This window comes from Pseudoalteromonas phenolica (assembly GCF_005886345.1).
GTDB classification, from domain to species: Bacteria; Pseudomonadota; Gammaproteobacteria; order Enterobacterales; family Alteromonadaceae; genus Pseudoalteromonas; species Pseudoalteromonas phenolica_A.
Genome location: NZ_PNEC01000021.1, coordinates 295,343 through 321,685, shown reverse-complemented (window position 1 = coordinate 321,685; position 26,343 = coordinate 295,343). Strand labels below are relative to the sequence as shown.

Below are 26,343 nucleotides of genomic sequence, written 5' to 3'. Positions count from 1 at the left end.
TCTACTGTTTTTGCTTACTGAGCAGTGTTGACATGAGCGTTTCTGCAGCCTCGATCGCAGCTTTATCGATCATAGCCCTGTCAGTGTTGTCACCCATTTCATAAGTGACCGCATGCACTTTATATTTATCTGCTATAAATTGCTTGAAAACGCCGCGATTTGGGTTTTGTCCAGCTTTTCTTCGAACTTCAAATTCAGGTAGCGTTTTTTCAAGTTTATCTAGCCAATCATTCGTTAATGTGTGGTTATGGCTTAAATAATCTTCAGGGATGGTATAAAAAATATCTTTGTAAGTAGAATGAAAATCTACGGCGTATTTAATTTCTCCACCATTTTCGACTATGTTATCAAGATACTTTACGACGCTCGCTACTTCAGGTTGCATAGCAGTTTTCCAATCTCGGTTGAGATCTTTTCCAGCTACATTGTGACGCCAATATCCATGGTAGACACCATCAGGGTTTATATTTGGCACAACCAGTATATTGAAGCGTTTGCGAAATGTATTTGCGATTGCTGAATCTGAAAATACATGGTCAACAAAGGTAAGCATGGCTAAGGCTCCGGTTACTTCAGGCGGATGTTGCCTGCCAACAAGGATCAACCATTGATTACTCTTAGTTCGGCTTTCAAGTTTAAAAATAGGTCTGTGTTCGATAGACCAACCGATTATGTCATGGTTGAGAAAGCTTTTTTGTGCATGTGCTTTTGCCCAGCGGTGATACTCCAGACTATCAAGTGATTCCTGCGCAGAGATCCAAAGTGGCTCAGAAGAGAGGTTGATCGAAAAAGAAATGTCTTTGTCATGCTTCTCAAAAGGGATTAATTGCCAAGTATTGTCTTTAAATACTTTCGGGCTGTAGCGCATTTTTCCGCCATCCGCTTTGATAGAAATCTTAACTTGCTTTTGTTCTTTAGCTGAAATCTTAAAGCCGAACCAAGGGCTATTATTGATGGGGGTGTTTTCTGGTAATAAGGTTAATTGTATATGTTTATCATTAATTTGTTCACACTGACCAATTCGTGCTGTTGCAAATTGGGTATCTATGGTTATATCACCGTTTAAACAGGCGTTTGCAATATTTGAGAATATTGACAGGGGAAGTAATAAGATTAACTTATATATCATAATTTAATGCCGTAAAAAGTTAGGCTTACCCATATAGGTAAGCCTTTGATTGAGAGACAGTTACTTTAAAATGATTTGCTATAGCTTAGATAAAAATAGCGCCCTTGGCTTGAATGCAAACCACTTTGATAACCGAAGTGTGCATCTGCCAGTGGTGGTTGCTTATCAAAAAGGTTTCTAACCCCGAATGTCACCTTGCTATTGTTCAGCCAACCTTCTTTTGTAAGGTTATGATTAACGTACGCATTAACCGTGGTCCAGCTTTCTACTGGTAAATAAATTAATTCACCTTGCTCGTCAGCATAATTCGTACTGGTGTCTACAAACTTGCCGACATATCTAGCACTTATACCTGCTGCCCAATTATTTTGTTTCCATCCCATAGAGGCATTAAAACGCCATTTAGGTCGACCATTCTTCTCGACTAAACTACCACCGCCAGTCAGTTCAATATTTTCACCGTCAAACAAAATACTTTCGTTACCAGCTGCTTGAGCTGCACTTATTGTGGCAGTAATGGCATCTATATCTTGATAAAACTCTAATAGTCGCGCTGCGTTAACTTTGAAGTCGAACCGACCAAAATCAGATTTAATATCGTAGTTAATGCTTAAGTCGACACCACTGACTTTTCTTGGATTCAAGTTGGCATAGTCATTTTTAACATGGAGAATTTCAAGATTTTCATCGCGAATTACAAATTCATTTTTACTGTCCTGACTGCGAAGTAAAGCATCATAGAGTAGGTGAGTCTGACTGCTTAGTAAGCCAACTAAATTCTCCTGCTCAACTTGCCACCAATCAGCAGTTAATAGCAAGTTATCAGTGGGTTTTAAGACAATACCAAAAGATTTGTTTATATCATCTTCTGGTTTTAGTGTGTCACTGCCACTTCTCAGTTCTAATACACCACCTCGAATGCCAGTTACAGGGTCGCGCCGGGTATTTGTACGGGCAAGGTTATCAGCAACTACTTGCGGTAAACCAGGGGCTCTAAAACCTTCTGCATAGGCAGTACGGAATTGTAGCCAGTCATTCACTTCCCAAGATAATGCCAGTTTAGGTTTTAAGACGTCTCCAACATCACTGAACCTTTCATATCGAGCAGCAGCTTGTAGATTGATGTTTTTTGCAAAAGCTGCATCTTCAACTAAGGGGACATAAAACTCAGCATATGCAGACAACACATTGCGGCTACCACGACTGTCTTTTGTAGGGCTATTACCTAGTACATCACTTTCGGTGAGCAGTTTTCCGGTGTTCTGATCAACAAATGGTGAACTGGTGTCTAGCAAGTTATCTCTATTTTCTTCATAACTTTCATGACGGTATTCAACGCCTGCAGCAAAACCTAGTTCTCCGGCAAATATAGGCATTAACTCACTATTTGAGATCTTGAAATCCCACTGTGATAAGGTCGTTTTACTTTCTCTATCAACGGTTGTGGTAAAGCTATCTATTACAGCCTGTGGATTTGTGCTGCTGTCACCTTGAGTGACATTGTTGATGTCGCCACCTGTGAATATATTATAAGCTGTATTTTTATCTGTGCTGTTAATTGCAGCCTGGAATTTACTGGCCTGCACCCAGTTAAAAGTTCTATCAAGTGAGTTGGCCTCAGTATGAAATATCGCTGACTCCCAATCCCATTCATCAATGTAACCCTTTAAGCCTGTCAATAAGCGATAACTGTGATCGGTTACTTCAACTTGTCTGCGACCAGCGTCTACAGGGCGATAATTTCGCACCGTGATAAGTTCGTCAAACGGGTTGTGATAGGCATCGGCTGCGATACTGAAACGTTGTGATGATAAGTTGTGTGCTTGAAAGCGGGTTCTTTCTGATTTGGCTTGGTAATAAAGGGCTTCACCGAATAATTCTATTTCATCAGTCAACTCTTGAGTATAAAGCGCATAGGCATTAAATCTTTCAACATCAGACGTTAAAGAGTTATCGTAGTTTCGGTTATATCTCAAATCTCGAGGCTGGCTGCCACCACTCGCGCAAACACCATTTTCTAGAATTACTTCACAGTCTCCCATCGTTTGCGGGCGAATGTGAAACTTGCCAATTTCTTTACCGCTGAACTCACCCCATGGTGAAGCCGAGTGTCGATTATCTAACTGTGTATCGCCAATAAACTCTTTTGGGAGAGTAGGGTAATTTGATAAATCAGCTGAGCGAGCATATTCTCGTTCATTGGCCATCATGCCATTTTTAAAATAAGCGTTAAAAGAGGTAGTTAAATGAGATTTTTCGTCGTTGAAGGCAAAGCCTGTAATGCCGCCAATGGTAAGTTGATCTTGTGATGTGCCTTCTGAACTACCGTAATTAAAACTCAGTTCACTGCCTTCATAGTTGTCTTTTAACACATAGTTAATGACGCCAGCGACAGCATCTGAACCATATATTGCTGCCGCACCATCACGCAATACTTCGACTTGCTTTAAGCCTTTCACTGGCAAAGTGTTACTGTTGACGGTTGTAACTGGTACTAGGCCTTCTGATTGAGTGCCTGGGTGCAATACTAAGCGACGGCCATTCAGTAGAGTAAGTGTATTACCAGTGCCCAGACCTCGCAGATTAATAGACGATACATCGCCTCGAGCATCATTAACCCCTGCTCCAGAACGACCTTGGTTAAATGACACTTCGCCCATTTGTGGAATTTCAGCGAGTAATTCAGCACCCGTCATTGCGCCAGTTTTTTCGATGTCTTCGCCTGACATAACAGTAACTGGCAGCTCTCCTCTGTCTTGATTCACTTTAATGTTTGAGCCAACTACACTGATTTTTTCTATTTCTTTATCATCACCCTGCTGAGCGAGTGTAGTTGATGAGACACATGCAAGAGCAACACAAACACTTAAATATGCTGGCTTCATCGCGAGATTGGCTTTGAATGTCATGTTTTCACCATTTTAGTCGTTGTTATATTTGGAACGGGCTTGCTGAGTAATGATTATTAGTTCAAGCCCTACTTGCTACAGGCTAAACAATAAATAAATTAATTTAGTTAACAATTTATAGTTCGTAGCTCGTCCATAACCTTAGGTTATAGGGTGCTAGGTTTAATGATGTGAAGTTAAACTTTGAGATGTGTTAGCGTGAAAAAGTAAAAATGAAAAACAATTAATTAACTTTCAATTCAAATTTCGTTAGGAATTGTTATGACAAAGTCTAAACCATTGGCACTGCTTATCTTTTTGTTTGGGATATGTACTGCAATCTATGTGGGGCAGGGCGCAGGTGTGCACTGGGTAGAGCAACAATATAACTATGATATTCATAAATCAGATTCTGGGCAGCTCAGTTATTATTTTAAAGGAGAGCAGCGGGTAATTTTGGATGTGGTGCCATATGACAGCTCCCCCCTCAGGCAAAGCAACTTAGATGAACTGCAAGCAGCGCCCGAGTTGTCGCAACAATGGGTAAAAAAAGCGGAGCAAGTTTTATTACTCAAACCCGCTTTTCATTTTGGTGCTTGGTCGTTATTACCTGCAGTGATCACAATCGTTTTGTGTTTAATGACTCGTGAACCGTTAACAGCTTTATTAGCGGGGGTGATTGTTGGTGCAATGATGTTAGGGCGATATGATCTGACGGATAAGGTGTTAGTGCCTAATTTGGCAAGTGAGAGTGCAGCAGCAATTTTATTATTATACCTTTGGTTGCTCGGTGGTTTATTAGGGATTTGGTCTAAAACGGGGGCTGCTCTAGCATTTGCAAATTTTATGACTCAGCATTTTGTCAAAGGGCCGCGCAGCGCTAAATTAATTGCTTGGCTTATGGGGGTGCTATTTTTTCAAGGTGGCACGATGAGTACTGTGCTGGTAGGAACAACCGTCAGGCCTCTTGCTGATAAGGCCAAGGTCAGCCATGAAGAAATGAGTTATATTGTTGATTCTACAGCTTCACCGATTGCATCAGTAATTACCTTTAATGCCTGGCCGGCCTATGTACAGGCTTTAATATTTGTACCTGGCGTAAGCTTTTTGGCGACAGAGGCTGACCGAATTAGTTTTTTCTTCAGCAGTGTCCCTTTTAGTTTCTACGGTATCTTGGCTGTTTTAGGCACTTTATTATTGAGCTTAAATATCACCCACTTTTCAGGAAAGCGTATTCGTGCGGCGCATATTCGAGCAGCTAAAACAGGTCAATTGGATGCAGAAAATGCCAGGCCGCTCAGCGCAAAAGAATTGCAGGGGGCAGATAGCCCTGATTATTACACTGCAAATATTTGGGAGTTTTTGCTGCCTTTGGCAAGCATTATCGGTATCGCCATTGGTACATTTTATTTTTTAGGATCACCGAAAGTAAATTGGGCGTTCGCTTTAGCCTTAGTGCTTGCAGCTTTTATGGCTATGGGTCGAGGTATGACGCTTGAAGACATCATGGAGGGGTTTGGTAATGGCCTCAAAGGGGTTGTTGTGGCCTCGGTTATTTTGATGTTGGCTATTACCATTGGCAGCATCAGTAAAGAGGTGGGTGGGGGATTATACCTAACGCAATTACTTGGTGAGCAAATGCATTTTTGGATGTTACCGGGTTTTTTGATGGTGCTAACCATGTTGATTGCATTTTCAACGGGCACCAGTTGGGGGACCTATGCAATTGCTTTTCCATTAGCTATGCCATTGGCTTGGTCGATTGCTGAAATGCAGCGTTTAGCTGACCCGTATATGTTTATGACTTTATGTTTTGCCGCGGTATTAAATGGCAGTGTATATGGCGATCAGTGTTCTCCTATTTCTGATACGACTATACTAAGTGCAATGACAACCGGCTGTGATTTGATGGATCATGTGAAAAGTCAGCTTGTCCCTGCAACTTTTGCTGCAATGGCTGCGATGTTGTTGTGGACCGGTTGTGCTTTCGTATTAGTTTAACTCAGGTACTTTTTATGCGACTTAGGCACATTGAGATCTTTCATGCCATCTATACAACCGGCTCCATCACTAATGCAGCGAACTTACTCCATGTATCCCAGCCCTCGGTAAGCAAAGTCCTAGCGCATGCTGAATTACAACTGGGCTTTGATTTATTTCATCGTGTTAAGGGTCGCTTAATCCCTACTGAAGAGGCGGAAAGCTTGTTTGGAGAGGTTGATAAAGTTTATCAACAAATACACTCTATTCGAAATAAAGCGAAAAACATTAAACGGGCAGAGTACGGTAACATTAATTTAGGTATCTCACCCGCGTTAGGTTTCACAGTTTTGCCTGAGGCGCTGGGTCGGTTCACAGCACAATATCCGAATATTAGTTTTAATATTAGTACGATACATAACGATACTGTGTTTCAGTCGCTGATAGAGCATACCTGCGACATCGCGGTGTTATTCTCACCAAAAGTATTTCCTGGAGTTACAAGCCTAGAATTAGCAGAGTCTGAAATGGTGGTGGTTTACCCTAAGGCATATTTTCCTGAAACCCCGAAAACATTGAATATTGAGCAACTGGCTGAGTATGACTTTATTGATATCAGTGAAAGTGGGCCTTTGGGTGATTTGTTATGGAGCCGAATAGTTGAAAATAGCGTTGAACTCAACTGCATGATTAAAGTACAAACATACTTCATTGCAACACGGCTTGTTGCTCAAGGTATGGGGCTTTGCGTGGTAGATAAGTATACCGCAAATGCAATGTTGACGACTGATACGGCTATGGCGTCATTTGATCCACCACTGACGTTTAAAGTTAATGCATTACATTTACAAAACCGTCAGTTAAGTAAAAGTTCTGAGCAGTTTATATCAGAACTAACCTATTCTTTGTCAGGGAGTTAAGAAACCCCATAACATAAGGTTATGGATGTTGAAACCCTTGTCACTTTATCTAATTGTGTTCTGAGATAAGCTCAGAATTAAGTTTCTTAAAGACGTTTAGCAAAGGACACAATTATGATTCTCTCTCCTCCTTATCTGTTATTTATTGGTGATGCAACTGACTTGTTGTCAATTAAAATGGCACGAGGTCTTGCTGATTGGCGACCAGAGCTATGCGTTGGCGAGTATCGTCTTGATGGTTGTACCGTTTCTACAGGGTTAGCACATATAGAAATTGAGCAAGCAGTTAAACAAGGCGCAAAAACCCTAGTTTTAGGGCTGGCAAATTCAGGTGGAATTATTAAAGAAGCTTGGTTGCCAGCAATTATGCAAGCTCTTGATGCGGGTATGGATATTGTGAGTGGCATGCATGATAAGCTATCTGATATCTCTTCAATTAAGCAAAGAGCAGACAAAAATGGCTGCCAATTACATGATATTCGTCATCCTACTGCTAAGTTCGTAACAGGCACAGGTGAAAAAAGATCGGGTAAACGTATCCTAACGGTTGGTACAGATTGCTCTGTAGGTAAGATGTACACCTCTTTAGCCCTAGAAAAGGCGATGGACAAAGCAGGGTTCAATGTTGACTTTAGAGCCACAGGTCAATCGGGAATTTTAATCGCAGGGCAAGGGGTGGCGATAGACTGTGTGGTATCTGACTTTATAGCTGGTGCAACAGAGAGTTTATCGCCTAATAACGAGGCTGAACATTGGGATATCATTGAAGGTCAAGGGTCACTTTCGCATCCCGCATTTGCTGGCGTGAGTTTAGGTTTACTGCATGGTTCTCAACCTGATTATCTTGTCGTATGTCATGCTTTAAATAGAGTATCAATGCGAGGTTTACCTCATTGCTCGCAACCAAGCATAGCTGATACGATCTCACTTAATATTCAAGCTGCAAAGCTGACCAATGATAAGGTGCAGTTACTAGGTATTGCGGTCAATACTTCTGCGGTTGATACAGAAGAAGCAAAACAAATCTGTGACAAACTAGAAAGTGAATTTGGTGTACCTGCTTTTGACCCATTACGAGATGGCTGTGATCGTGTTGTTCAAAGTCTTGTTAGCGAGTCTACCCAATGATCGAACTATCAGTAGAGACACAATGCTTTGCACTAAAGCAGGTATTTAAAATTTCGAGAGCATCTAAAACGTCTGCGGATGTCATTGTCGTGACGCTTAAAAGTGGTGGATATATTGGTTTGGGAGAAGCGGTGCCTTACGCAAGATATGGCGAGTCACTTGATTCAGTTATGTCTCAAATTAATAAGATTCAAGCATATCTTGATAACGAGGGTATGCTTTCGAATGCAATTCAAAAGATGCCCGCAGGCGCTGCTAAAAATGCACTTGATTGCGCATATTGGGATTTGCGAGCACAAATGGCAGATAAGCCCGTCTATGAGCTATTAGGCCTGCCAAAGCCTCAATCATGTGTATCTGCGCAAACACTCAGTATAGACAGTCCAGAAAACATGGCTCAAGCGGCTGCTGATATGGGGCACCCTCCGCTTATCAAAGTTAAATTAGATAGAGAAAACATCGTCGAGAAAATGCAAGCAATACATGAGGCCAGCCCTTTATCTAAATTTATTGTTGATGCTAACGAAGCTTGGACAATTGAAGATCTATGTGAGGTTGCACCGACGCTTGCAGAGCTGAATGTGAGTTTAATTGAACAGCCTTTACCGGCAGACCAAGATGTTGAGCTAGCTGCATATAATGGGCCTGTTGCAATTTGTGCCGATGAGTCTTGTCATACTCGTGAAGGCTTACAAGAGCTAAAAAGGTATTACGATGCCATTAACATAAAACTAGATAAAACAGGCGGTATCACAGAAGCCGTTGCTTTAATGAGAGAAGCACAGCTTCTTGGTTTTACTATAATGGTTGGTTGTATGGTTGGGAGTTCGTTAGCCATGGCTCCTGCTTTTTTACTTTCTTCTGAAGCTACATTTGTTGATTTAGATGGCCCTTGGTTATTGGCTGCTGATAGAGCTGATGGTTTTGATTTTAAAGATGGTGTTATGACGCCAGCTAAGCCTTTATTATGGGGTGAAGTATAAATTTTATTTCTTGTAGCCTGAGTGCTTGTTAAGCAAAAACCAATATAAACGGCATGCACGGCCGTTTATATTTTTGTTAAGGAGTATGGCAGGTTAAGTATTAAGAATATTTTTAAACGTGTTAATGACTTTTTTACAATCCTGTTTACTCACATCTTTATGCAATACAAAACGCATTTGCTCATCTGCGCAAATTTTGATGCCTTTTTCTAACAGCTTATCAGCAAGCTCTATGGGTGAAAGCGGGCCTTGATATTCAACAAACAACATATTGGTGAATTGCTTTGTGACTGTCAGTTCATCGAGCTCATTTAGTTCTGAGGCTAAAAACTCGGCGTTTTGATGATCTTCAACCAGTCTATCAATATTGTTATCTAACGCGAACATACCTGCAGCTGCTACAATACCTGCTTGGCGCATGCCACCGCCGAGCATTTTGCGCCACTTATGGGCTTCATGAATAAAGTCTTTCGGGCCACATAAAATACTGCCAAGCGGCGTGCCTAAACCTTTCGATAAACAGATAGAAATCGAATCCATCGGCGACGTAATTGCCGATACAGGCACATTGTGATGCACCGATGCGTTGAATACCCGAGCACCATCAAGGTGTAAACCAAGTCCTGTGTTGTTACAAAACGCGCGCACATCATCGAGGTAAGACATAGGCAGTGCTTGCCCGCCAACCGTGTTTTCGATTGATAACAAACGAGTGCGTGCAAAGTGATGGTCGTTAGGTTTGATTTTCTTTTTCGCTATATCCAGTGGAATGGTGCCATTTGCTGCAAACTCAATTGGCTGAGGTTGAATACTGCCTAATACCGCTGCGCCACCGCCTTCATATTTATAAGTATGGGCGTCTTGACCAACAATATATTCGTCACCGCGCTGACAATGGGCAAGTAGGGCAAGTAAGTTGCTTTGCGTGCCACTTGGGGCAAATAACGCCGCTTCATGGCCGGTAAGCTCCGCGGCTTTTTTTTGCAGGGCATTCACGGTTGGATCATCACCAAACACGTCGTCGCCAACAGGCGCGTTGGCCATTGCATCACGCATGGCTTTGCAAGGTTGAGTGACAGTATCACTACGCAGGTCGATTAATTTATGGGTCATCTTGTTGTTATTGATCTTTCAAAAAAGTGATAGTTCAGTCTAGCGCGTGCAGGGTGGTGATTCAATTACCACGCTGCTTTTTAAGGGAAGGTGAAAATTATTAATAATCAATGAAATAGCTACAGTTTACCCTGTTTAAATATAAAGGTTTATCATAATGTAGGTAATTCAAAAGGTTATAAAAACAACAAAGTAAACAATACCAAGGGATCGTTATGGACCGTCGACAGTTTCTCAGCTTTTCAGCCGCCTCTGTATTTTTAACTGCCTGTGGTGGGGGAGGAAGTTCAGCGCCTGAAGTTATACCGCCACTGATAGATAACAGCCCAGATACCGGTGTGGTGAGTAAACTCGCAAATGAGCAATGGCAAACGCTGAAAGATAATGTCTCTGGTCGCGTTATTCTTCCCACTGACGAGCAACCTTACTCAATGGCGCGTTTAAGCTTTAGTACACGATTTGATCATATTTACCCGCAAGCTGTGGTGAAGTGCGCTAATGCACAAGACGTGCAGGCTGCGATCCGCTTTGCAAAAGAGCATGAGCTACATATAGCGCCGCGCTCTGGCAGCCATAGCTATGGTGGTTATTCGACAACCGAAGGTATGATAATCGACGTAACAGATTTGAATGACATCTCATTGCAAGCTGACATCGCTACTATAGGCTCAGGAGCAAGGCTTGCAGACGTGTACGATCAACTAACACAGCAGGGCGTGTCTATTCCTGCGGGCAGTTGTTTAAGTGTTGGCATTGCAGGGTTAGCCATGGGCGGCGGTTTCGGCGTAGTTGATAGAGCGCATGGCCTAACGTGCGATACGCTGCAAGCGGTTGAAATTGTCACTGCCGACGCTGAAATTATTAGTTGTGATGCAAACAATCACAACGAGCTATTTTGGGCGCTTAGAGGTGGCGGCGGTGGCAATTTTGGCATTGTCACGCAATTTAAATTCAAAACTCACGCCGCCAACGACATCACCGTTTTTGAAGCGAATTTTAGTTTTGATGATTTTGAAGACGTGTTCGCGGTTTGGCAAACTCTGGCAGAGAAGTGGCCGAATGAAATGTGGGCGCAGTGCCTGCCAACTTGGGCGTTTGGTGGCCCGAGAGTCAATGTTCGGGCATTTTGTTTAAACTCAGTAGGTGAAGCAAAGATTTTATGGGACGATTTTATTGTCAAGACTGGAGCAACCCCTGAATTTAATACTTTTAATACGAGTGACTATAGAAGAGTTATGCTCGGAACATGTGAAGGCAATGTCGCATCTTGTCATCTAAGCACGCAATTTGAAGGGGGCACGATGCAGCGCAGTGCGTTTGGCGCCAGCTCTGATTTTTTTAACTCTCTCATTCCGCCAGCAGGTATAAATGCATTAAAAGCTGAAATTGAGCAGCAAAATAGCGATGGTCATAACGGCATGATTATCATGAATTTGCTCGGTGGTAAAATTGATGAAATAGGTGAGGATGAAACAGCTTATCCACATCGTAAAGCCATAGCAAGTGCCGAATATTATTTACCACTTCACCCCAGTGCCAGCAATTCACAGATAGATACCGCGCAAGCTAAGCAAAATGGCTTTAGGCAAGTTATGGCACCATGGAGCACAGGTGGTGCATACGTAAATTACATCGACCCTTTAATTACAGACTGGCAACAAGCTTACTACGGTGAGCATTATTTTAAACTTCAGGCTGTGAAAAGTCAGTACGACCCAAACAATGTCTTTAATCATGGGCAGAGTATTCTGCCTGCTTAATAAATTTTTTAACATTAAGCAGAGTGTTGTTTCCTAGCTCTCTGCAAAATAAATTTAAGGCATTAGAGAGTCTGCTTAATCTACAACGGAAAAATACTTATTTAAACTTTTTGAGTGGATTGTTAGATTTAGCAATCTATTTATAGAGTGGCAACTATTGAGACCTGAGGTTGATAAACTTAGCAATAGTATGCAAAGTGTATAGCCTCTCATTTCTATTGCTCATTAAAATCTGAAATGAGCAGGTAACATCTTATTGGTTGTGAATATGGCAAAAATAATTTTATTAAGTGATGGGATATGAAATGAAAAATATTTATTTAATTTTAACCTTTTTGACCTTGGTGTCTTGTGCATCTGTTAAAAATATCGAGTCAGCTAATAATGATTTAAGTATTAATTCATCTAAGTATAAATTAGCACTTGATACCTATATGAAAAAAGACTTATTGAAGGCGTTTGCAATTGCAGTAGATGATAATGGAGCGTTTGCTTTTGGCTATTCATTCGAATATTCAAATCAACAAGGAGCTGATGATAGAGCATTAAAAGAGTGTATTGAAAGTCGAAAAATGTTTAAGGTTATGGCTCAATGTTCAATTTATATGCGTGGTAATGAGCTTTATAAATCTACTAAGAAAAGTGATTGTACCTCTTTGGGTAGTCTGAGATCATTAAATAGTGCAATTGAAACCTCATTGATTTTTGAAAATGGAACACACTCAGAGATTAATATCTATTGGGTTGACTATGATGGTGAGGAAGTATTTTATAATAGCCTTAAGAGATTTGATTCTTACACACAGCAAACTTATTTAAAACATCCATGGGTAGTTAGAGATCAAAATGGAAGTTGTATCGCTGTAGTGGAAAGCGCAGAATTGTAATTGCTTTTAACCTAAAGCTAATACGACCTATTCATAGGAATTAACTCTACTGTTTGGTCGATTCTGAACTTTGCATGACTAATTCCAGTCAGAAATAAAGTCGATTAGCTCTCGATGGTAATTGTATGATTGAACAAAAGAGAAGTACACGGTAAAGCTAGTGGGTTAAATTACTTTTTGTTGGTAAATCATAAGTTTAAAACATTCCAATATGAAGTAACGTGGCATATAAAGTCTACATATAGCGTTAAATCACTAATTCAGCTCATAGTTTAAATAACAGCTAGGTTTGAGTAGTCTTCCTATCAAACCTGACTGCAGACACGCGACCTAACCCAGTTTATTCCCACATGCCTTTTTCTGTTTTACCCTGAATTTCAACATTGTCTAATTTGAACTCTGGGGTTTTATTGGCTTTTAACTGGCTTTGATAGTCTTTGGTAATACTAACAATGGTTGGGGTGAGCAGCACAATGGCGTAAACGTTCACTAAGGTCATTAAACCAAGGGCGGCGTCGGCCATGCTCCATACCTCTTTGAGTGATGCAGTTGCTCCCCAAAACACCATAAATAAATATAAGGCCGTATAGGCTGCGCGACCCAGTTTATTGTCGAGTTTGAATAAATGAAGGTTACTCTCTGCGTAAGCATAGTTTGCAACTACTGAAGTGAAGGCAAATAAGGTAATGGCCGCAGCGACAAAATAATGACCAAATTCACCAAAGTGACTGCTCATGGCGTTTTGTGTCATGCCAATGCCTTCCATTTCGCCACTGATAGTAATGTCAGACAGTAAAATGACGAGGGCGGTACAGCTACATAAAACAATGGTATCGACAAATACTCCAAGCATTTGCACATAGCCTTGCGCAACAGGGTGATTTGGAACTGGAGACGCACCTGCTGCAGCATGGGGCACGCTACCTGCGCCTGCTTCATTCGAATATAATCCCCGTTGAATACCATTTTTAATGGCTGCACCGAGTGCACCCGCACCAGCTTCTGTTAAGCCAAATGCCGAGGCAAACATATCTGCAAACATAGTAGGGAGGTGATGAATATTCATTGCAGTAATTATCAACGCAACGGCCACAAAGGCCAGTCCCATAAAGGGCACTATGAGCTCGGCAAAACGGGCAATACTGCGAAGGCCGCCTACCACAATGAAACCTGCGATAACGGCAATCACCGCCCCTGAATAAGTTGGGTCGATAGCAAAAGTATTGTTCAACGCATCTGCAATGGTGTTAGCTTGCATTGCGCTAAAGCTCACCCCGTAGCCTAAGAACAAACACAGCGCGAACAGTACTGCGAGCCAAGGTTTGTTAAGCCCTTTACGAATATAGTAGGCAGGACCACCACGAAATTCATTGTTGCCGTCTCGAATTTTATAAAGCTGACCGAGTACGCTTTCAGCGAACCCAGTCGCCATACCTAATAGCGCAATCAGCCACATCCAAAATACCGCGCCACTGCCTCCTAAAGAGATGGCAATGGCAACGCCAGCTAAGTTACCAGTGCCAACCCGAGCCGATAAACCAGTACACAAAGCTTGAAACGAGCTGATACCAGATTTATCGCCTTGGGTGCTGTCTTTCATCACTTTGAACATGTATCTAAAGTGGCGAAACTGCACAAACTTGAGCTTGAATGAAAACCAGAAGCCTGCAAATAACAGCAAATAAATGAGTATTTGGCCTTGGCCCCACAGTAAATTGTTAATGGTACTAATTGCGCTATTTATCATTGTTATATGGCTCGTTAATAATTATTCGCTTGTAGTAAATACAGAAATTCAATTTTGCAATGTAAACTAAACGTAAAGTGTTAGACTTTTTGCTTTTTTCATTGTAGGTTGAAATTTCAACAATATAAGGAATGTTAAAATGAAGCTACAATTAAACAAGAAACCACTTAAATCTTTAATAAATAAGCAGCTACCTCGTGAATTAACTGCGGCATTAGCTGGTGGTACTGAGGATGTAAACTTTACGCTCTATGAGGGATGTAACACTCGCCCGAGTGATCCGCGTATTTGTTGGGGTAATACGCAAACAAAATAGCATTTTAAAAAATGGCCTTTTTATAAGGCCATTTATGTTTATTAACTTCTTTTTCAGAAAGACTTCGCTACTGTTACAAAGTTAGCAAATGCACTTTAAGTGCCTCTATTTCCTTTTATCTGCGCTTTATTTTTATACATTTTCTTATCAGCATGAGATATGAGTATTTCTAGTGTATCACCATGTTCAGGGTAAGTTGCTACGCCAATACTGCCTGAAACAGTGAGTGATTGGTCTTGATAGCTTATGGGATGGCTGAGCGCATTATTCAATTTCTGATGAATAATGGACTCTGATATCTTGTTGCTCAATAAAACGATAAATTCATCACCCCCATATCGGACAACTAAATCATGCCTCCTTACGCTTTGTTTCATGCGCTTAGCAACTTCTTTTAGTACCATGTCACCAGTTTCATGACCAAAGCTGTCATTAATAGGCTTAAAGTTTTCTAAATCTATGAATGCGAGAGAAAAAGTCGAATTTTTTCTGGCAGAGCGTGCAACTTCATATTTAAAACGTTCAGCGAGTAAATGACGATTCGCGCATTCTGTTAGACCATCGTATAGCGCGAGTTGTTTGAGAATTTCTTGGTTTTGAATTTTATCGGTAATATCAGAGACCAAATAAATAAACTGGCTCTGACCAGCTACATTAATACTCGTGACTGTACGTTATACATAAAATAGGTGACCATCTTTGTGTTTTGCTTGAAGCGTATCAATCAGTCCTTAGTGATGTTTATTCTCTGAATAAGACTCTTCTATTTCATTTAAAAGCGTATTGATATTTACGCCTATTAGATCTGTATTACTATAGCCGAACATTAATACAACCGATTGATTTGCTGATAAAATACTGCCCTTGTCATCTGTTCTAACCACCACATCCATTAATGAGGCTAAGGTTGCTGTATTTATTGATTCTTGTGATCGTAAGGCGCGTTTTACTAATTCTAGCTCAGGTTTGTCATTAGAATTTAGTTCTCCCGCAGAGATCCTATCTGTCAACATTGAACGGATCTTCAAGGCATCCCAGGTATGTTTAAGCTTACTCTCAACAATTAGTTTAAGTTGTTGGAGCGCATCGATAAGTGCGTCACTATAGTTTGTTGACTTAGTATCTATGACACAAAAGGAGCCAAATAAACTGCCATCAGGCCAAAATAGCAGAAAACTAAGGTAAGAGCGAACTGGCTCTTATTGTAATGGTGTAACACAGCACCATTCATCAGATGCTTCGGTATCACTCACATAAAGTTTATCTTTAGTTTCCATTATACGGCGACAGAAACTTATCATTTCCCAAGGCCAGTTGACATTTTTTACTAAGAAGTTGTCAACATTTGAATTGGTAGAAACGACATTGAAAACACCTTGGCGGTACTGAAGAATGACGCCTGAAGATGACTCATACATTTGTGCCATCATATCTACTAGGCGTTGCCATTTGCAGAAGTCTAATTTTTCAGATGGAATTCAACAACAAACTAAGAAGTATCAAACATGTATCGCCATTTTTGTGCTGTTTACTTGTATTGAGTTTAGTCTTACTTCAAGCAATATGCATATCACTAATTTAGTTTTATTGGCTTTTTGGTGAGATTTAAAATTACTGATTTAAGAAAAAATAGGCTAGGTGTTACACCTAGCCAGATACATTCATAATTTTATTCGATGATGAGCTCAAATTTACCTTCAACTTGCTCGCTCGGAGCATTAGAGACAGGAAGTGTAAATCTGAAGTCTGCATTGATGTTAGATAGGGTATTACCAAATTCGAAGGTAATTGTACCCGAACTACTTTTAACAGGATCACTGATTTCAGGGTAAACTTCAGTAATGAGTTTAGCGTGATAAGCACCACCACTCATGAAGCTATCTAAGGATCCAAATAGGCCAGTTGGCGCTGTGTCAGTTGAGAAGAATAACTCAAATGGACTACCCTCATATTCAGTCAATAATCGAATCGCTGAGGAAACAGATTGGTCAATTTCAACATTATTTGCAGTGAATGCTTTGGCTGTTGAAGTTGCGACTAAACCACATAAGTTATTGTCGGTTTTTAGTTCAGGGTAATTGTCGAAAGTTAACTCTAAACTACCGAAACGTGTAACTGAATCATCACTGTGTTTCTTAAACTCACTTTTCGCAACAACAACGCCATCACACAATTTTGTAACACTGAAAGAGTCTTCTTGCTGGGTTAAAACAGTCTCGCCTTCACCTTCAGAGCATTGAACAGGGTCAAACATGGCTGTAGGTGCTATTTCTAAAATATCTTCAAACCCACAATAATCTGCAGTGAAATTAGCCAGCTCTGTATTAGTGCTTTCAATAATAAGAGGCCTAATAACCTTTGTTTCTACTGTGGTATAGCTACTATCTGCAAGTACTGTTTTTACATATAGTTGCTGTGTTTCAATCCAGGTGCTGCCATTGTTTAAGTTAGATAAATCTAACTCAATTGTGGGCGGCGTTTCAGGTGCAACAATTGGAGGCTCTACAGGTGCTGGATTTAAATCAGTCACAGAAATAAGGGTTGATTGATCCCTAAAGCCTATGGTGTTCGAGCTGTCTAGAGAAACATTAATGATGATGGTCGAGTTCTTATCAACATCAGGGGCTGTGAAAGATATGCTATCAGTACCTTGACCGGTAAAAGTAACATCTTGATTATCTAGCTTTACAGACCAAGTAAATTTTAAATCTGAAGCACCAGTGCCCTGAGTGTTTAAACTTAAATTTATTGTGTCACCTTCATCAGCACTTGAAGTTGATGGTAAGGCAGTATAGGTGATATTTTTTATTCCTGGAGGTTCAGATTTATCATCACCTCCGCCTCCGCCGCATGCAGACAGTGATAGGGCAATTAGAGAGCTAAGTAATAGTTTTTTTACCGTCTTTTCCTGACGGTTTTTTAGTAAGTCCATTAGACATCCGTGGTTATAAAAATTTGCAGGATGCTACTTTATTATTCATATATAAATCAACTCGCTTTGTGATGAATTGTGAACAGAACGTCAATAATAGATGAGAATTAAAGTTGCATTGCCAACGAGACATTGGCAATGCGGTATTAATTTAAATTTGCTTTAAATTAAAAAGTGGCGCGGTAGCGAACACCAAACTCGCTTGCATCATTACTCTTGATAACAAGCAAGTAATCTCCTGTGTTTAAGCGCGCATCATCATAACGCTCATCAAAGATGTTACGACCGTAAAGTGATACATCCCAGTTTGCATTTGCAGGCGCGTAAGAGATATCGAAGTTTACTGTTGTGCGGCTATCAACTTGCGTCATGCGAAGTGGATCTGAGCTTGGCTCACCGTACATGCTGTCACGGAAAGATACGTCAAAGCGGCTTGTTACTGTCGCGTTGTTTTCAAGTTCAAACGTGTATGACGGGCTAAGTGATGCAGTCCACTCAGGTGTAAGTGGTGCAACTGGCTTAATGCCATTTTGCTCTTTAACGTCCACGTCCATAAAGCCAAAGCTTGAGTGAAGTGTAAAGTTATCAGTCACGTAATACGTGCTTTCAAATTCAACACCACGAGAGGTTTGCTCAACGATCAGGTTATTAGTATCAAAACCTGTCTCTGTTGACGTGTTTACTTGGTAAGGTAGATCGTCATACTCGGTGTTAAAGAATGCCACACTCATGCTGAAATCATCTGTTAACTGGCCTTTGAAACCTGTTTCGTAGTTGATTGCGCTGATGTTATCACTCGCCATAAATGCGTTGTTTGCACGCACAATTGCAGCGGCTTCTGGGTTATCAAAACCACCTGCACCGAAGAATTGACCGATTAAAAAATATGGGCGTGCTGGGTACTGGCCTGATTGGTAACCAGTTTGAACTGTACCGTACCAGTTTAGACCGTTTTCAAACGTGTAGTTTGCAGCGACTTCATAAGACACTTCGTCCCATTCACGGCTTGAGTGAATTGTACCTACTGGGTCAAATACGTTTGTTGACGCTGATTTCTCATCTTCGGTGTAACGCACACCGCCAGATAGACGTAACTCATCAGTTGCATCGTAACCTACGTTTACGAATATGGCGCGGCTTGTTGTTTCTTGGTCAAGTTCAAGTTTTGTTGGGCCGCCATTGAATTGTGCTTCAGTGTCGCTTTGACGGTTACTACCTTCTTCATTAAACCAGTAAACACCCGTTACGAAGTCAACAGAGCCTAAGTAACCCGTTAATTGCAGTTCAACAGAAGTTTGATCAGCTGTACCACGCTCCGGGTAGTGGTCCAGTTTTACTGCTGTGCCATCATCATCAAGACCCGCTTTGTATTCTGATGAACGCTTAGAGAAGATGAACTTAGTACCAAGATCAGCGTTGATGTCGTATTCAGCCGTTAAAGAGATGCCGTTTGCTTTGTTTGAAACGGTTGCAGTTTCAATGGTGCTGGTTGCGTTGTCATATGGGTCAGCTGCAACGTCAGCGTTTGTTAAACCGCTTTGCGCTAAACGACCATTTGGTAGTTCGTCAATTAAAGTTGTGAATGGGCGTGTACCACCTTCACCATCGTTTGCATCAGCTGTGAATACGAAACGTAAGTCTTCGCTTGCATTGTATTTTACAGAAAGACGACCGTGGAATTCTTGGTTTTCGCCCACATCGTATTCAGCATTTGGCAAGTTGATGAACTCACCTAAACCACCGCGACGGTTAAAGCCCATGTTAAAGTTAAACGCTAAATCTTCAGTCACAGCTTGGTTAGTGAAGATGCTGCCTTTTAAGCGACCACGAGTACCCACTTCAGCACTTACTTTAGTGACTGCAGCTTGATCTGGCTGTTTAGTGATGATGTTGATTGCACCACCGATTGAGTTACGACCGTAAAGTGTGCCCTGAGGACCCCGTAATACTTCGATACGTTCGATGTTTGCTAGGTTCCAGTTTTGACCTACTTGGCGACCTAAGTAAACGCCGTCAACGTAAACACTTACGCCCGGATCTGTTGTGATTAGGTGATCTTGCAGACCAATACCACGGATGAACGGGTTTGCAGATGAGTTGTGGCCTGCAGAGAAGCCCGTGATATTTAAGTTAGGAACAAATTTTCCTACATCAGTGATGTCAGAAATACCTTGCGCATCAAGATCATCACCAGAGAATGCACTCATTGCAATTGGCACTTCATAAATAACCTGCGAACGTTTCGTTGCTGTTACTGTAATAGCTTCAATTTTTTTGTCTTCCGCTTTGGCTTCGTCAGCCATTACCGAAGTTGAAGAGAAACTTGCCAGTGTTAAAGCCATCGCAGCTGCGATAGGGGATAAAGTACCTACAGGGGTGCTCATATTTTTACCTCAAGAAACAGTATATTTTAAATCTCGTGTGTGTGGGTTTCTTGCGAGGAGACTCGCCAACCTATTGGAATAACAGAGGAATGAGACCTGAATTTATAAAACACGCGCGCACAAAAACGCCATCACCTCAAAAGGGCGATCGCTTCCATGACAAATGATATTTATAAAAAGAAGGCCAGCATCATGCTGCTATTCGGTTGGGCGGGCATTATAGGGGAGGGTGTAATAAATCTGCAATAAAAAATTAGATTTTATTTCCTATACCTGGACCTATCTTGAATAATTAAATTGTTTTCTTCAATAAATAAACATTTTTACACTATGTTTCAATGTGTTGTCAAAGTCGCAAAAACGTGCAATGACACAAAGTTTATGGATTAATGAAAAACAGAGAATAACTACACTTAAAACAATAAAGGCCTAATATGAAACTCACCTCAATAGCGCTAAGCATATTCGCTTTAACTGTGAGCATGTCGGTGTTAGCCGAAGACTTAATTATTCATGCTGATGCGGCTCTCGATGTTAAAACAGGCAAATTGCTCAAGCCTGTTACGCTGGTCGTTGATGACAACAAAATTTCTGAGATCAAACGTGGTCACACGCATTTAGCTGGTGACTACAAAATCATTAAATTACCGGGGCACACATTATTACCAGGGTTATTTGATATGCATGTGCACTTAACCAGTGATTCTCAAGTACATGGTTATAAGCGTTTACAGCGCACTTCTCAACGCGCCGCGATTACTGGTGTACGTAACGCAAAACGCACCTTAGAAGCGGGTTTTACCTCAGTACGTAACTTAGGCGCTGTCGGGTACTCAGATATCGCATTAAAACAAGCAATTTATGACGGCGATGTACCAGGGCCACGTATTTTTGCTTCAGGCCCGTCACTGGGGGTAACAGGTGGTCATTGTGATAACAACCTATTGACTCACGAACATGCCGTAACAGCAAAAGGGGTTGCTGATGGCCCTTGGGCGGTGCGTGCCAAAGTACGTGAAAACATTAAATTTGGTGCCGATGTGATTAAGTATTGTGCGACCGGTGGTGTGCTCTCTAAAGGCACTAAAGTAGGAGCGCAGCAATATACTCAAGAAGAAATGGACGCCATTGTTTCAGAGGCACATTTACGTGGTTTGACTGTTGCTGCTCATGCTCATGGTACAGAGGGTATAAAATCAGCAATTAAAGCGGGTGTAGATTCAGTTGAGCACGTGAGCTTTTTAGATGATGAAGCCATTAAGCTTGCGAAAAAGCACGGCACTTATTTCTCAATGGATATTTACAACACCGAGTATATTTTAGGTGAAGGCGAAAAAGCTGGCATTTTAGAAGAAAGCTTAAATAAAGAGCGAGTCGTAGGTGCTAGGCAACGTGCGAGTTTTGGTAAAGCAGTAAAAGCGGGTGTAAGAATGGTATTTGGCTCAGATGCGGGTGTTTATCCTCATGGCGACAACGGCAAACAGTTCAGTCGTATGGTGAAGTTTGGTATGACCGAATTGCAAGCCTTACAAGCGGCGACCATCACACCAGCAACTTTATTAAAACAAGAGCAAAAACTAGGTTCTTTAGACGTTGGAAAATACGCGGACTTTATCGCGGTTAAGGGTAATCCTTTAGAGAATATCTCTGTTATGGAGCAAGTCAGCTTGGTAGTGAAAGATGGCGAAATAGAAGTTTATAACCGCTAAATCATTCATTGAGCGCTTCATTCTTTTTAATAAACTGAAGCGCTTGTTACTTTGTTAAAAACTTTACTGATCATAACCCTTCGCTTGCAAAGAATTTGCTTTGTTTTTATTTGGGCTTGTCCCTGTCTCTATATGTACTTATCTGTATTTAATACATTTTCATTACATTAAATTTGTTAGACATTGACAAGTTAGTTTAAAAATTGCGCGAATAAAAATATTCTATAAATGATCATTGCAATGATAATTGTTTTTATTTAGCCTGTGCGCGATTTGAAACTAGAGCACATATTCCAACATGAAAAAATTTAGCTTATCTCTCATCGCAGCCGCTTGTGCGGTCTCACCTTTCACTTCTGCGCAAGCAAAAGCAGATGCAAATAATAGCTCGGCAACCGATAACTCTGACATTGAAGTGATCAGTGTTTATGGACGCCAAAACCAAGTTGTCATGAACTCGGGTCTAGCCACTAAGTCAGACATGTCTCTGATGGAAACTCCTGCGGCAGTTGTGATTGTCGACAGCGAACTCATCAACGCACAAGGCGTTTCAAATCTGCAAGATCTTGTGCGTAATATCAGTGGTGTGACGCAAGCGGGTAACAACTATGGCATCGGTGATAACCTAGTGGTGCGAGGTTTAGGCGCCAACTATACCTATGATGGCATGTATGGTGGTGCAGGTTTAGGCAATACTTTTAACCCAACACGATCTTTGACCAACGTTGAGTCAATCGAAGTATTAAAAGGCCCAGCAACAGGTTTGTATGGTATGGGCAGTGCCGGCGGTGTGATCAACTTGATTGAGAAAAAGCCAGAATTTGAAGAGCAGCACGCCTTAACCGCAGAGCTTGGTCAGTGGAACACATACTCTGTAGAAATGGACTCAACTGCTGGTATTACTGACGATCTAGCTTACCGTGTGCTTGTTAAAACGGAGCGCAGTGATGGCTATCGTGATTTAAGCAATGACAGAGATGAAGCGTATGTCAGTTTCAAGTATGTGCTTAGTGATGCGCAAGACATCATGCTTTCAACGGCTTATATCAAAGATGCCATTGCGGTTGACTCAATTGGTCACCCAATTCGAATTTATAATGCTGAATCTGTTGATGGCAAAACCGCAGGTGAAGCTAGCTGGCAAGATTTAATTAATGATCCTGAAGGCAAAGGCGTGCAATTATCGGATGCTCAGCGTCAACAACTTGCAAACTCATTGGCAGCCAATGATGGCTTAACGCCTTATACATTTGGTCATAACGGTATTATTTCGCCAATGGCAAAAGACAATGAAGGCGAAGAGTTACGTGTAAAACTGACGCATAACATTGCTTTCACTAATGACTTAACGTTAAACCACCAACTGCAATTCCGAAACTATGATTCTGGCTTTGCCCGACAAACCGGTGCGTATAACTATGTATACTGGAACCGTCGTGGCACCATCAATGCTGATCCGCGAGCGCCTTTAGTGGTTGATGATGTACTTTACCCTTATGCTGCGCGTCGTCAGGAATATCGCAAAGTAGAAGCCGAAGAGCAATCTTGGCAGTACTTTGCCGATCTTCGCTATGACTTTACTTTAGGCAATGTTGATAATGAGTTTTTAGTCAACGCAAACTACGAAGATCGCGATATCCGCTTTAAGCAATACTCAATTTACGATGCTGATAAAGTCATTAAAAACAAAGAGGGTGACGTGATTTACCAAGGTAAATTACCTTACATTTTTGATATTCGAAACCCGAATTGGGCAACGGGCAGCTTTGAAGATCACGATCCGTTAAAAACCAGTGATTACAATAAAACAGTGAATGCGTGGGGCTTAGGCGCACAGCATGTTGCTTATTTTGAAAATGGCATTACAACGCGAGTAGGTGTGGCGTATAACCGTATTAAGCAAAGTTATGAGCACTTTGGTGTAGATGCAAGGTACCGTGCAAGTGCTGCAGAGCCAACGCCAGAGCAAGATACCTCAGATAGCGGCTTAACGTTTAACTTAGGTGCGAGTTATAAGTTTACTGATGATGTATCTATGTTTGTTAACCATGCCAAAGGCCGCACGGCATATAGCGTATTGGGAACCATTTACGGTAATGAGAATGACCGTGAAGATTCAGAGTCAATCTCAAACGATATCGGCTTACGTGTTAAAGCATTTGATGATCAACTTGTCGCTTCATTCATCGTTTTTGATAGCAGCCGTACTAATTTAGAGTATGCCAACCCGGATTATGAAGAGGGGGTGTCGGCCGCGAGCGTACCAAAGAGCTTCTTTGATGGGAAAGAGCAAACTAAGGGTGTAGAGCTTGACCTAAACGCAGTATTAACTGATGAGTGGAAGCTTAACTTTAACGCGGTTTTTCAAGATGCGCGAGATAAGAAAGATCCAAACCGAGACTCATTCGATACACGTCAAAAAGGGGTGCCTTATATGACGGTAGGGAGTTGGGTTACTTATTCAAAAGAGCTGTTTGATTTCGCTGAACCAATTAACTTCAGTTTAGGTCACAAGTATGTTGATAACCGCAGCACGCACTCTACTTCATTTGGTATTCCTGACGGATATGTACCAAGTTACAGCGTCTTTGATGCAGGTGTCAGCTACAGCAATGACAACTGGAAAGTCCAAGCGAATATCTACAATTTATTCGACAAAGTGTATTACAACAAAGCCATGTTCTTAGGCGGTATGCCAGGGGACGAGCGCAATGTGAAATTAAAAGTAACGTATGCTTTCTAATTCATAAAACTGAGTACAATTAAGAGCGCTGCGGCGCTCTTTTTTGTTTTTGATTAAACCTTGAGCAAACAGTCAATTTGGATTTAAGTGGTTGAAAATCAAGCATTCAGAGTGGTGAAAGTTACAGAGAATTTACGGTTGATGATCGATTACGTAAAAGAAGATATCAAGCTCATGATTTTTAGTGTATTTAATTGTATAACTTTGGTTTCTTATCTTCTTGTGTAGCGGTGCTAAATAGCACGAGTTTTCTTTTCATTTACATTGTTTACGAGTTTAAACAGCCTTTAAATTCTTCGCTTACATCACTAGCAGTTTTGCAATTTTCCCCAATTTGAATACACAAAAAGAGTAGGCTAGGCTTGCGCGAATTTTCTTACTCTCACCTCGGAAATTCGCTTTTATGTCTCTTTTTTCACCTCGCTTTTCGGCCTGTACAGTGGCACTTTTTAGCACCACTATGGTGTCGTCATTTTTAGTATCAACTTCTGTTGAGGCTGCAGGCAATACAGCTAATACTGAGCTTGAAAAGTTAGAGCAACAAATCACTGTGCTAGAGCAGCAAGTAAAACAGATCAAAGCACAGAACAGCAAAGAGGTGGTGGTTAATGCTGCCCCAGATATTCATGTCGGTGGTGCTATTCGGTTTAACTACAACATGGTGTCGTATGATGATGACAACGAAAAGCGTGGCGGCGACATCGACTTTGATTTAGTGCGCTTGAACTTTTCAGGTGGCATTGCCGACATCGGTGTAAATGCAGAGATCCGCTTCTTAGATTATATGCGTGTGGTTAAATTTGCATATCTAGATTACGACTTCAGTGATGACTGGCATGGGCAACTGGGCTTAGCGCCAGTGCCATTTGGCAATGCACCCCATAGTGGCTTTCATAGTTACTTTATGAGTCCGAATTACTTCATTGGCTTGCAAGAAGATTATGACTTAGGATTGGTACTCAAACATAAGGCAACCGAAAGCAGCGTATTAGACATCGCATTTTTCAAAAACGACGAACATGGTGGCGTTGATGGCGGTGCTGAAGAGCGCAAAGATCGCTATTCGGTCGATGCGCTAGGGATAAGGTTACGTGGTGAAAACATCCATGATGCACCAACAACGACTTTAGCGGAATATAATACGCTAGTGGGCCGCTATACTTATCAACTTGAACATCAGTTTGGCACAACCCATGTTGGTTTTTCAGCGCTTGATGGCGGTTTGCATGATGGCGTGAGTCGCATAGGCGACCATGAAGCTTGGGCGCTGCATGCTTCGACGCATATCGGCCAATGGCGCGTGCATTTACAGCATACTCAGTATCAATATCACATAGACAATGTGAGACAAATCGTTGTAGGTGCTAACTCCATGTATGACACCATCGCCAGTGAGGCGACCAGCACTAACCTTGCAGTGTCTTACGATCTATCGGTAGATATTGGCCCTATTTCTCAACTGAGTTTCTATAACGACTTTGGCAGCGTTTATAATAAATCAGATGATACTGCCAATACTTGGATGAATATTACGGGTATGTCGATTTCAGCTGGCGCGTTGTTTACGTATGTTGATTTGGTGCATGCGAAAAACCAACCTTTTGTTGGCGGCTCGATTGCTGGCAACAGTGACAATTTTGAAAGAAGGCTGAATATTAACGTAGGTTATTACTTCTGATAAAACTGAGAGTTAGTTAAGCTCAAGAGGCGCTTATTTGCGCCTC

The 26,343-nt window shown here is 41.4% G+C and carries 19 protein-coding genes; 10 read left to right on the top strand and 9 right to left on the bottom strand.

Features of this window, described 5'->3' with window-relative positions:
- Nucleotide 1: 1 nt before the first annotated feature.
- Together CWB72_RS11095 and CWB72_RS11090 are read right to left on the bottom strand one after the other, a co-directional pair.
- Nucleotides 2-1,129, bottom strand: coding sequence for a M14 family metallopeptidase (locus CWB72_RS11095; RefSeq protein ID WP_138631382.1), 1,128 nt, complete (start codon nucleotides 1,127-1,129; stop codon nucleotides 2-4).
- A gap of 65 nt (nucleotides 1,130-1,194) precedes the next feature.
- Nucleotides 1,195-4,038, bottom strand: a complete 2,844-nt coding sequence (locus tag CWB72_RS11090; protein ID WP_138631380.1) for a TonB-dependent receptor domain-containing protein — start codon at nucleotides 4,036-4,038, stop codon at nucleotides 1,195-1,197.
- A gap of 261 nt (nucleotides 4,039-4,299) precedes the next feature.
- Here CWB72_RS11090 and CWB72_RS11085 point away from each other — a divergent pair, with 261 nt between their 5' ends.
- The 4 genes from CWB72_RS11085 (at nucleotide 4,300) to dgcA (ending at nucleotide 9,028) form a co-directional block, all read left to right on the top strand.
- Complete coding sequence (locus CWB72_RS11085) at nucleotides 4,300-6,018, top strand: Na+/H+ antiporter NhaC family protein (RefSeq protein WP_138631378.1); 1,719 nt, start codon at nucleotides 4,300-4,302, stop codon at nucleotides 6,016-6,018.
- 14 nt (nucleotides 6,019-6,032) lie between these two features.
- Complete coding sequence (locus tag CWB72_RS11080) at nucleotides 6,033-6,917, top strand: LysR family transcriptional regulator (RefSeq protein ID WP_138631376.1); 885 nt, start codon at nucleotides 6,033-6,035, stop codon at nucleotides 6,915-6,917.
- 114 nt (nucleotides 6,918-7,031) lie between these two features.
- Nucleotides 7,032-8,045, top strand: a complete 1,014-nt coding sequence (gene dgcN, locus CWB72_RS11075; RefSeq protein WP_138631374.1) for an N-acetyltransferase DgcN — start codon at nucleotides 7,032-7,034, stop codon at nucleotides 8,043-8,045.
- The gene (dgcA, locus tag CWB72_RS11070; RefSeq protein WP_138631372.1) at nucleotides 8,042-9,028 is read left to right on the top strand and encodes an N-acetyl-D-Glu racemase DgcA; all 987 of its coding nucleotides are present in this window, start codon (nucleotides 8,042-8,044) and stop codon (nucleotides 9,026-9,028) included. The genes dgcN and dgcA overlap by 4 nt, the downstream gene beginning before the upstream one ends.
- 93 nt (nucleotides 9,029-9,121) lie before the next feature.
- On the opposite strand, the gene ltaE is transcribed toward dgcA, so the two are convergent.
- Nucleotides 9,122-10,141, bottom strand: a complete 1,020-nt coding sequence (gene ltaE / locus CWB72_RS11065; protein WP_138631370.1) for a low-specificity L-threonine aldolase — start codon at nucleotides 10,139-10,141, stop codon at nucleotides 9,122-9,124.
- A 215-nt stretch (nucleotides 10,142-10,356) separates the two neighbouring features.
- Between ltaE and CWB72_RS11060 the strand changes: the two genes are divergently transcribed.
- A complete protein-coding gene (locus tag CWB72_RS11060) occupies nucleotides 10,357-11,901 on the top strand; it encodes an FAD-binding oxidoreductase (RefSeq protein WP_138631368.1) in 1,545 nt (514 codons plus the stop codon).
- Between the two features lie 305 nt (nucleotides 11,902-12,206).
- Nucleotides 12,207-12,788, top strand: coding sequence for a hypothetical protein (locus CWB72_RS11055; RefSeq protein ID WP_165385498.1), 582 nt, complete (start codon nucleotides 12,207-12,209; stop codon nucleotides 12,786-12,788).
- A 340-nt stretch (nucleotides 12,789-13,128) separates the two neighbouring features.
- Here the strand turns inward: CWB72_RS11055 and CWB72_RS11050 are convergent, their stop codons facing one another.
- A complete protein-coding gene (locus tag CWB72_RS11050; protein ID WP_138631366.1) occupies nucleotides 13,129-14,535 on the bottom strand; it encodes an alanine/glycine:cation symporter family protein in 1,407 nt (468 codons plus the stop codon).
- Between the two features lie 139 nt (nucleotides 14,536-14,674).
- On the opposite strand from CWB72_RS11050, the gene CWB72_RS20570 reads away from it, so the two are divergent.
- Nucleotides 14,675-14,851 (top strand): hypothetical protein, encoded by a 177-nt coding sequence (locus tag CWB72_RS20570; protein ID WP_171037277.1) that lies wholly within the window; start codon nucleotides 14,675-14,677, stop codon nucleotides 14,849-14,851.
- 95 nt (nucleotides 14,852-14,946) lie between these two features.
- On the opposite strand, the gene CWB72_RS11045 is transcribed toward CWB72_RS20570, so the two are convergent.
- From CWB72_RS11045 to CWB72_RS11025, 5 genes are all read right to left on the bottom strand, one after another.
- Nucleotides 14,947-15,477, bottom strand: a complete 531-nt coding sequence (locus tag CWB72_RS11045) for a GGDEF domain-containing protein (RefSeq protein ID WP_171037276.1) — start codon at nucleotides 15,475-15,477, stop codon at nucleotides 14,947-14,949.
- Nucleotides 15,478-15,582: 105 nt separating this feature from the next.
- A complete protein-coding gene (locus CWB72_RS11040) occupies nucleotides 15,583-15,879 on the bottom strand; it encodes a PAS domain S-box protein (RefSeq protein ID WP_138631362.1) in 297 nt (98 codons plus the stop codon).
- Between the two features lie 171 nt (nucleotides 15,880-16,050).
- The gene (locus CWB72_RS11035; RefSeq protein WP_138631360.1) at nucleotides 16,051-16,278 is read right to left on the bottom strand and encodes a hypothetical protein; all 228 of its coding nucleotides are present in this window, start codon (nucleotides 16,276-16,278) and stop codon (nucleotides 16,051-16,053) included.
- A gap of 242 nt (nucleotides 16,279-16,520) precedes the next feature.
- Nucleotides 16,521-17,783 (bottom strand): hypothetical protein, encoded by a 1,263-nt coding sequence (locus tag CWB72_RS11030; RefSeq protein WP_138631358.1) that lies wholly within the window; start codon nucleotides 17,781-17,783, stop codon nucleotides 16,521-16,523.
- A 167-nt stretch (nucleotides 17,784-17,950) separates the two neighbouring features.
- Complete coding sequence (locus tag CWB72_RS11025) at nucleotides 17,951-20,167, bottom strand: TonB-dependent receptor (RefSeq protein WP_138631356.1); 2,217 nt, start codon at nucleotides 20,165-20,167, stop codon at nucleotides 17,951-17,953.
- Nucleotides 20,168-20,601: 434 nt separating this feature from the next.
- On the opposite strand from CWB72_RS11025, the gene CWB72_RS11020 reads away from it, so the two are divergent.
- The 3 genes from CWB72_RS11020 to CWB72_RS11010 all read left to right on the top strand — a co-directional run bounded on the left by CWB72_RS11020 (nucleotide 20,602) and on the right by CWB72_RS11010 (nucleotide 26,297).
- A complete protein-coding gene (locus tag CWB72_RS11020; protein WP_138631354.1) occupies nucleotides 20,602-21,876 on the top strand; it encodes a Xaa-Pro dipeptidase in 1,275 nt (424 codons plus the stop codon).
- 298 nt (nucleotides 21,877-22,174) lie between these two features.
- On the top strand, nucleotides 22,175-24,619 hold the full coding sequence (locus CWB72_RS11015) for a TonB-dependent receptor (RefSeq protein WP_138631352.1): 2,445 nt from the start codon (nucleotides 22,175-22,177) through the stop codon (nucleotides 24,617-24,619).
- A gap of 403 nt (nucleotides 24,620-25,022) precedes the next feature.
- On the top strand, nucleotides 25,023-26,297 hold the full coding sequence (locus CWB72_RS11010) for a carbohydrate porin (RefSeq protein ID WP_252371529.1): 1,275 nt from the start codon (nucleotides 25,023-25,025) through the stop codon (nucleotides 26,295-26,297).
- Nucleotides 26,298-26,343: the final 46 nt, after the last annotated feature.

What these genes read in the sequence shown, in the direction of transcription:
- dgcN (WP_138631374.1), top strand. Translation starts at nt 7,032, where the DNA reads ATGATTCTCTCTCCTCCTTATCTGTTATTTATTGGTGATGCAACTGAC.
- CWB72_RS11095 (WP_138631382.1), bottom strand. Translation starts at nt 1,129, where the DNA reads ATGATATATAAGTTAATCTTATTACTTCCCCTGTCAATATTCTCAAAT.
- CWB72_RS20570 (WP_171037277.1), top strand. Translation starts at nt 14,675, where the DNA reads ATGAAGCTACAATTAAACAAGAAACCACTTAAATCTTTAATAAATAAG.
- CWB72_RS11060 (WP_138631368.1), top strand. Translation starts at nt 10,357, where the DNA reads ATGGACCGTCGACAGTTTCTCAGCTTTTCAGCCGCCTCTGTATTTTTA.
- CWB72_RS11090 (WP_138631380.1), bottom strand. Translation starts at nt 4,038, where the DNA reads ATGACATTCAAAGCCAATCTCGCGATGAAGCCAGCATATTTAAGTGTT.
- CWB72_RS11015 (WP_138631352.1), top strand. Translation starts at nt 22,175, where the DNA reads ATGAAAAAATTTAGCTTATCTCTCATCGCAGCCGCTTGTGCGGTCTCA.
- CWB72_RS11055 (WP_165385498.1), top strand. Translation starts at nt 12,207, where the DNA reads ATGAAAAATATTTATTTAATTTTAACCTTTTTGACCTTGGTGTCTTGT.
- dgcA (WP_138631372.1), top strand. Translation starts at nt 8,042, where the DNA reads ATGATCGAACTATCAGTAGAGACACAATGCTTTGCACTAAAGCAGGTA.
- CWB72_RS11050 (WP_138631366.1), bottom strand. Translation starts at nt 14,535, where the DNA reads ATGATAAATAGCGCAATTAGTACCATTAACAATTTACTGTGGGGCCAA.
- CWB72_RS11025 (WP_138631356.1), bottom strand. Translation starts at nt 20,167, where the DNA reads ATGAGCACCCCTGTAGGTACTTTATCCCCTATCGCAGCTGCGATGGCT.
- CWB72_RS11020 (WP_138631354.1), top strand. Translation starts at nt 20,602, where the DNA reads ATGAAACTCACCTCAATAGCGCTAAGCATATTCGCTTTAACTGTGAGC.
- CWB72_RS11085 (WP_138631378.1), top strand. Translation starts at nt 4,300, where the DNA reads ATGACAAAGTCTAAACCATTGGCACTGCTTATCTTTTTGTTTGGGATA.
- CWB72_RS11010 (WP_252371529.1), top strand. Translation starts at nt 25,023, where the DNA reads ATGTCTCTTTTTTCACCTCGCTTTTCGGCCTGTACAGTGGCACTTTTT.
- ltaE (WP_138631370.1), bottom strand. Translation starts at nt 10,141, where the DNA reads ATGACCCATAAATTAATCGACCTGCGTAGTGATACTGTCACTCAACCT.
- CWB72_RS11080 (WP_138631376.1), top strand. Translation starts at nt 6,033, where the DNA reads ATGCGACTTAGGCACATTGAGATCTTTCATGCCATCTATACAACCGGC.
- CWB72_RS11035 (WP_138631360.1), bottom strand. Translation starts at nt 16,278, where the DNA reads ATGGCACAAATGTATGAGTCATCTTCAGGCGTCATTCTTCAGTACCGC.
- CWB72_RS11030 (WP_138631358.1), bottom strand. Translation starts at nt 17,783, where the DNA reads ATGGACTTACTAAAAAACCGTCAGGAAAAGACGGTAAAAAAACTATTA.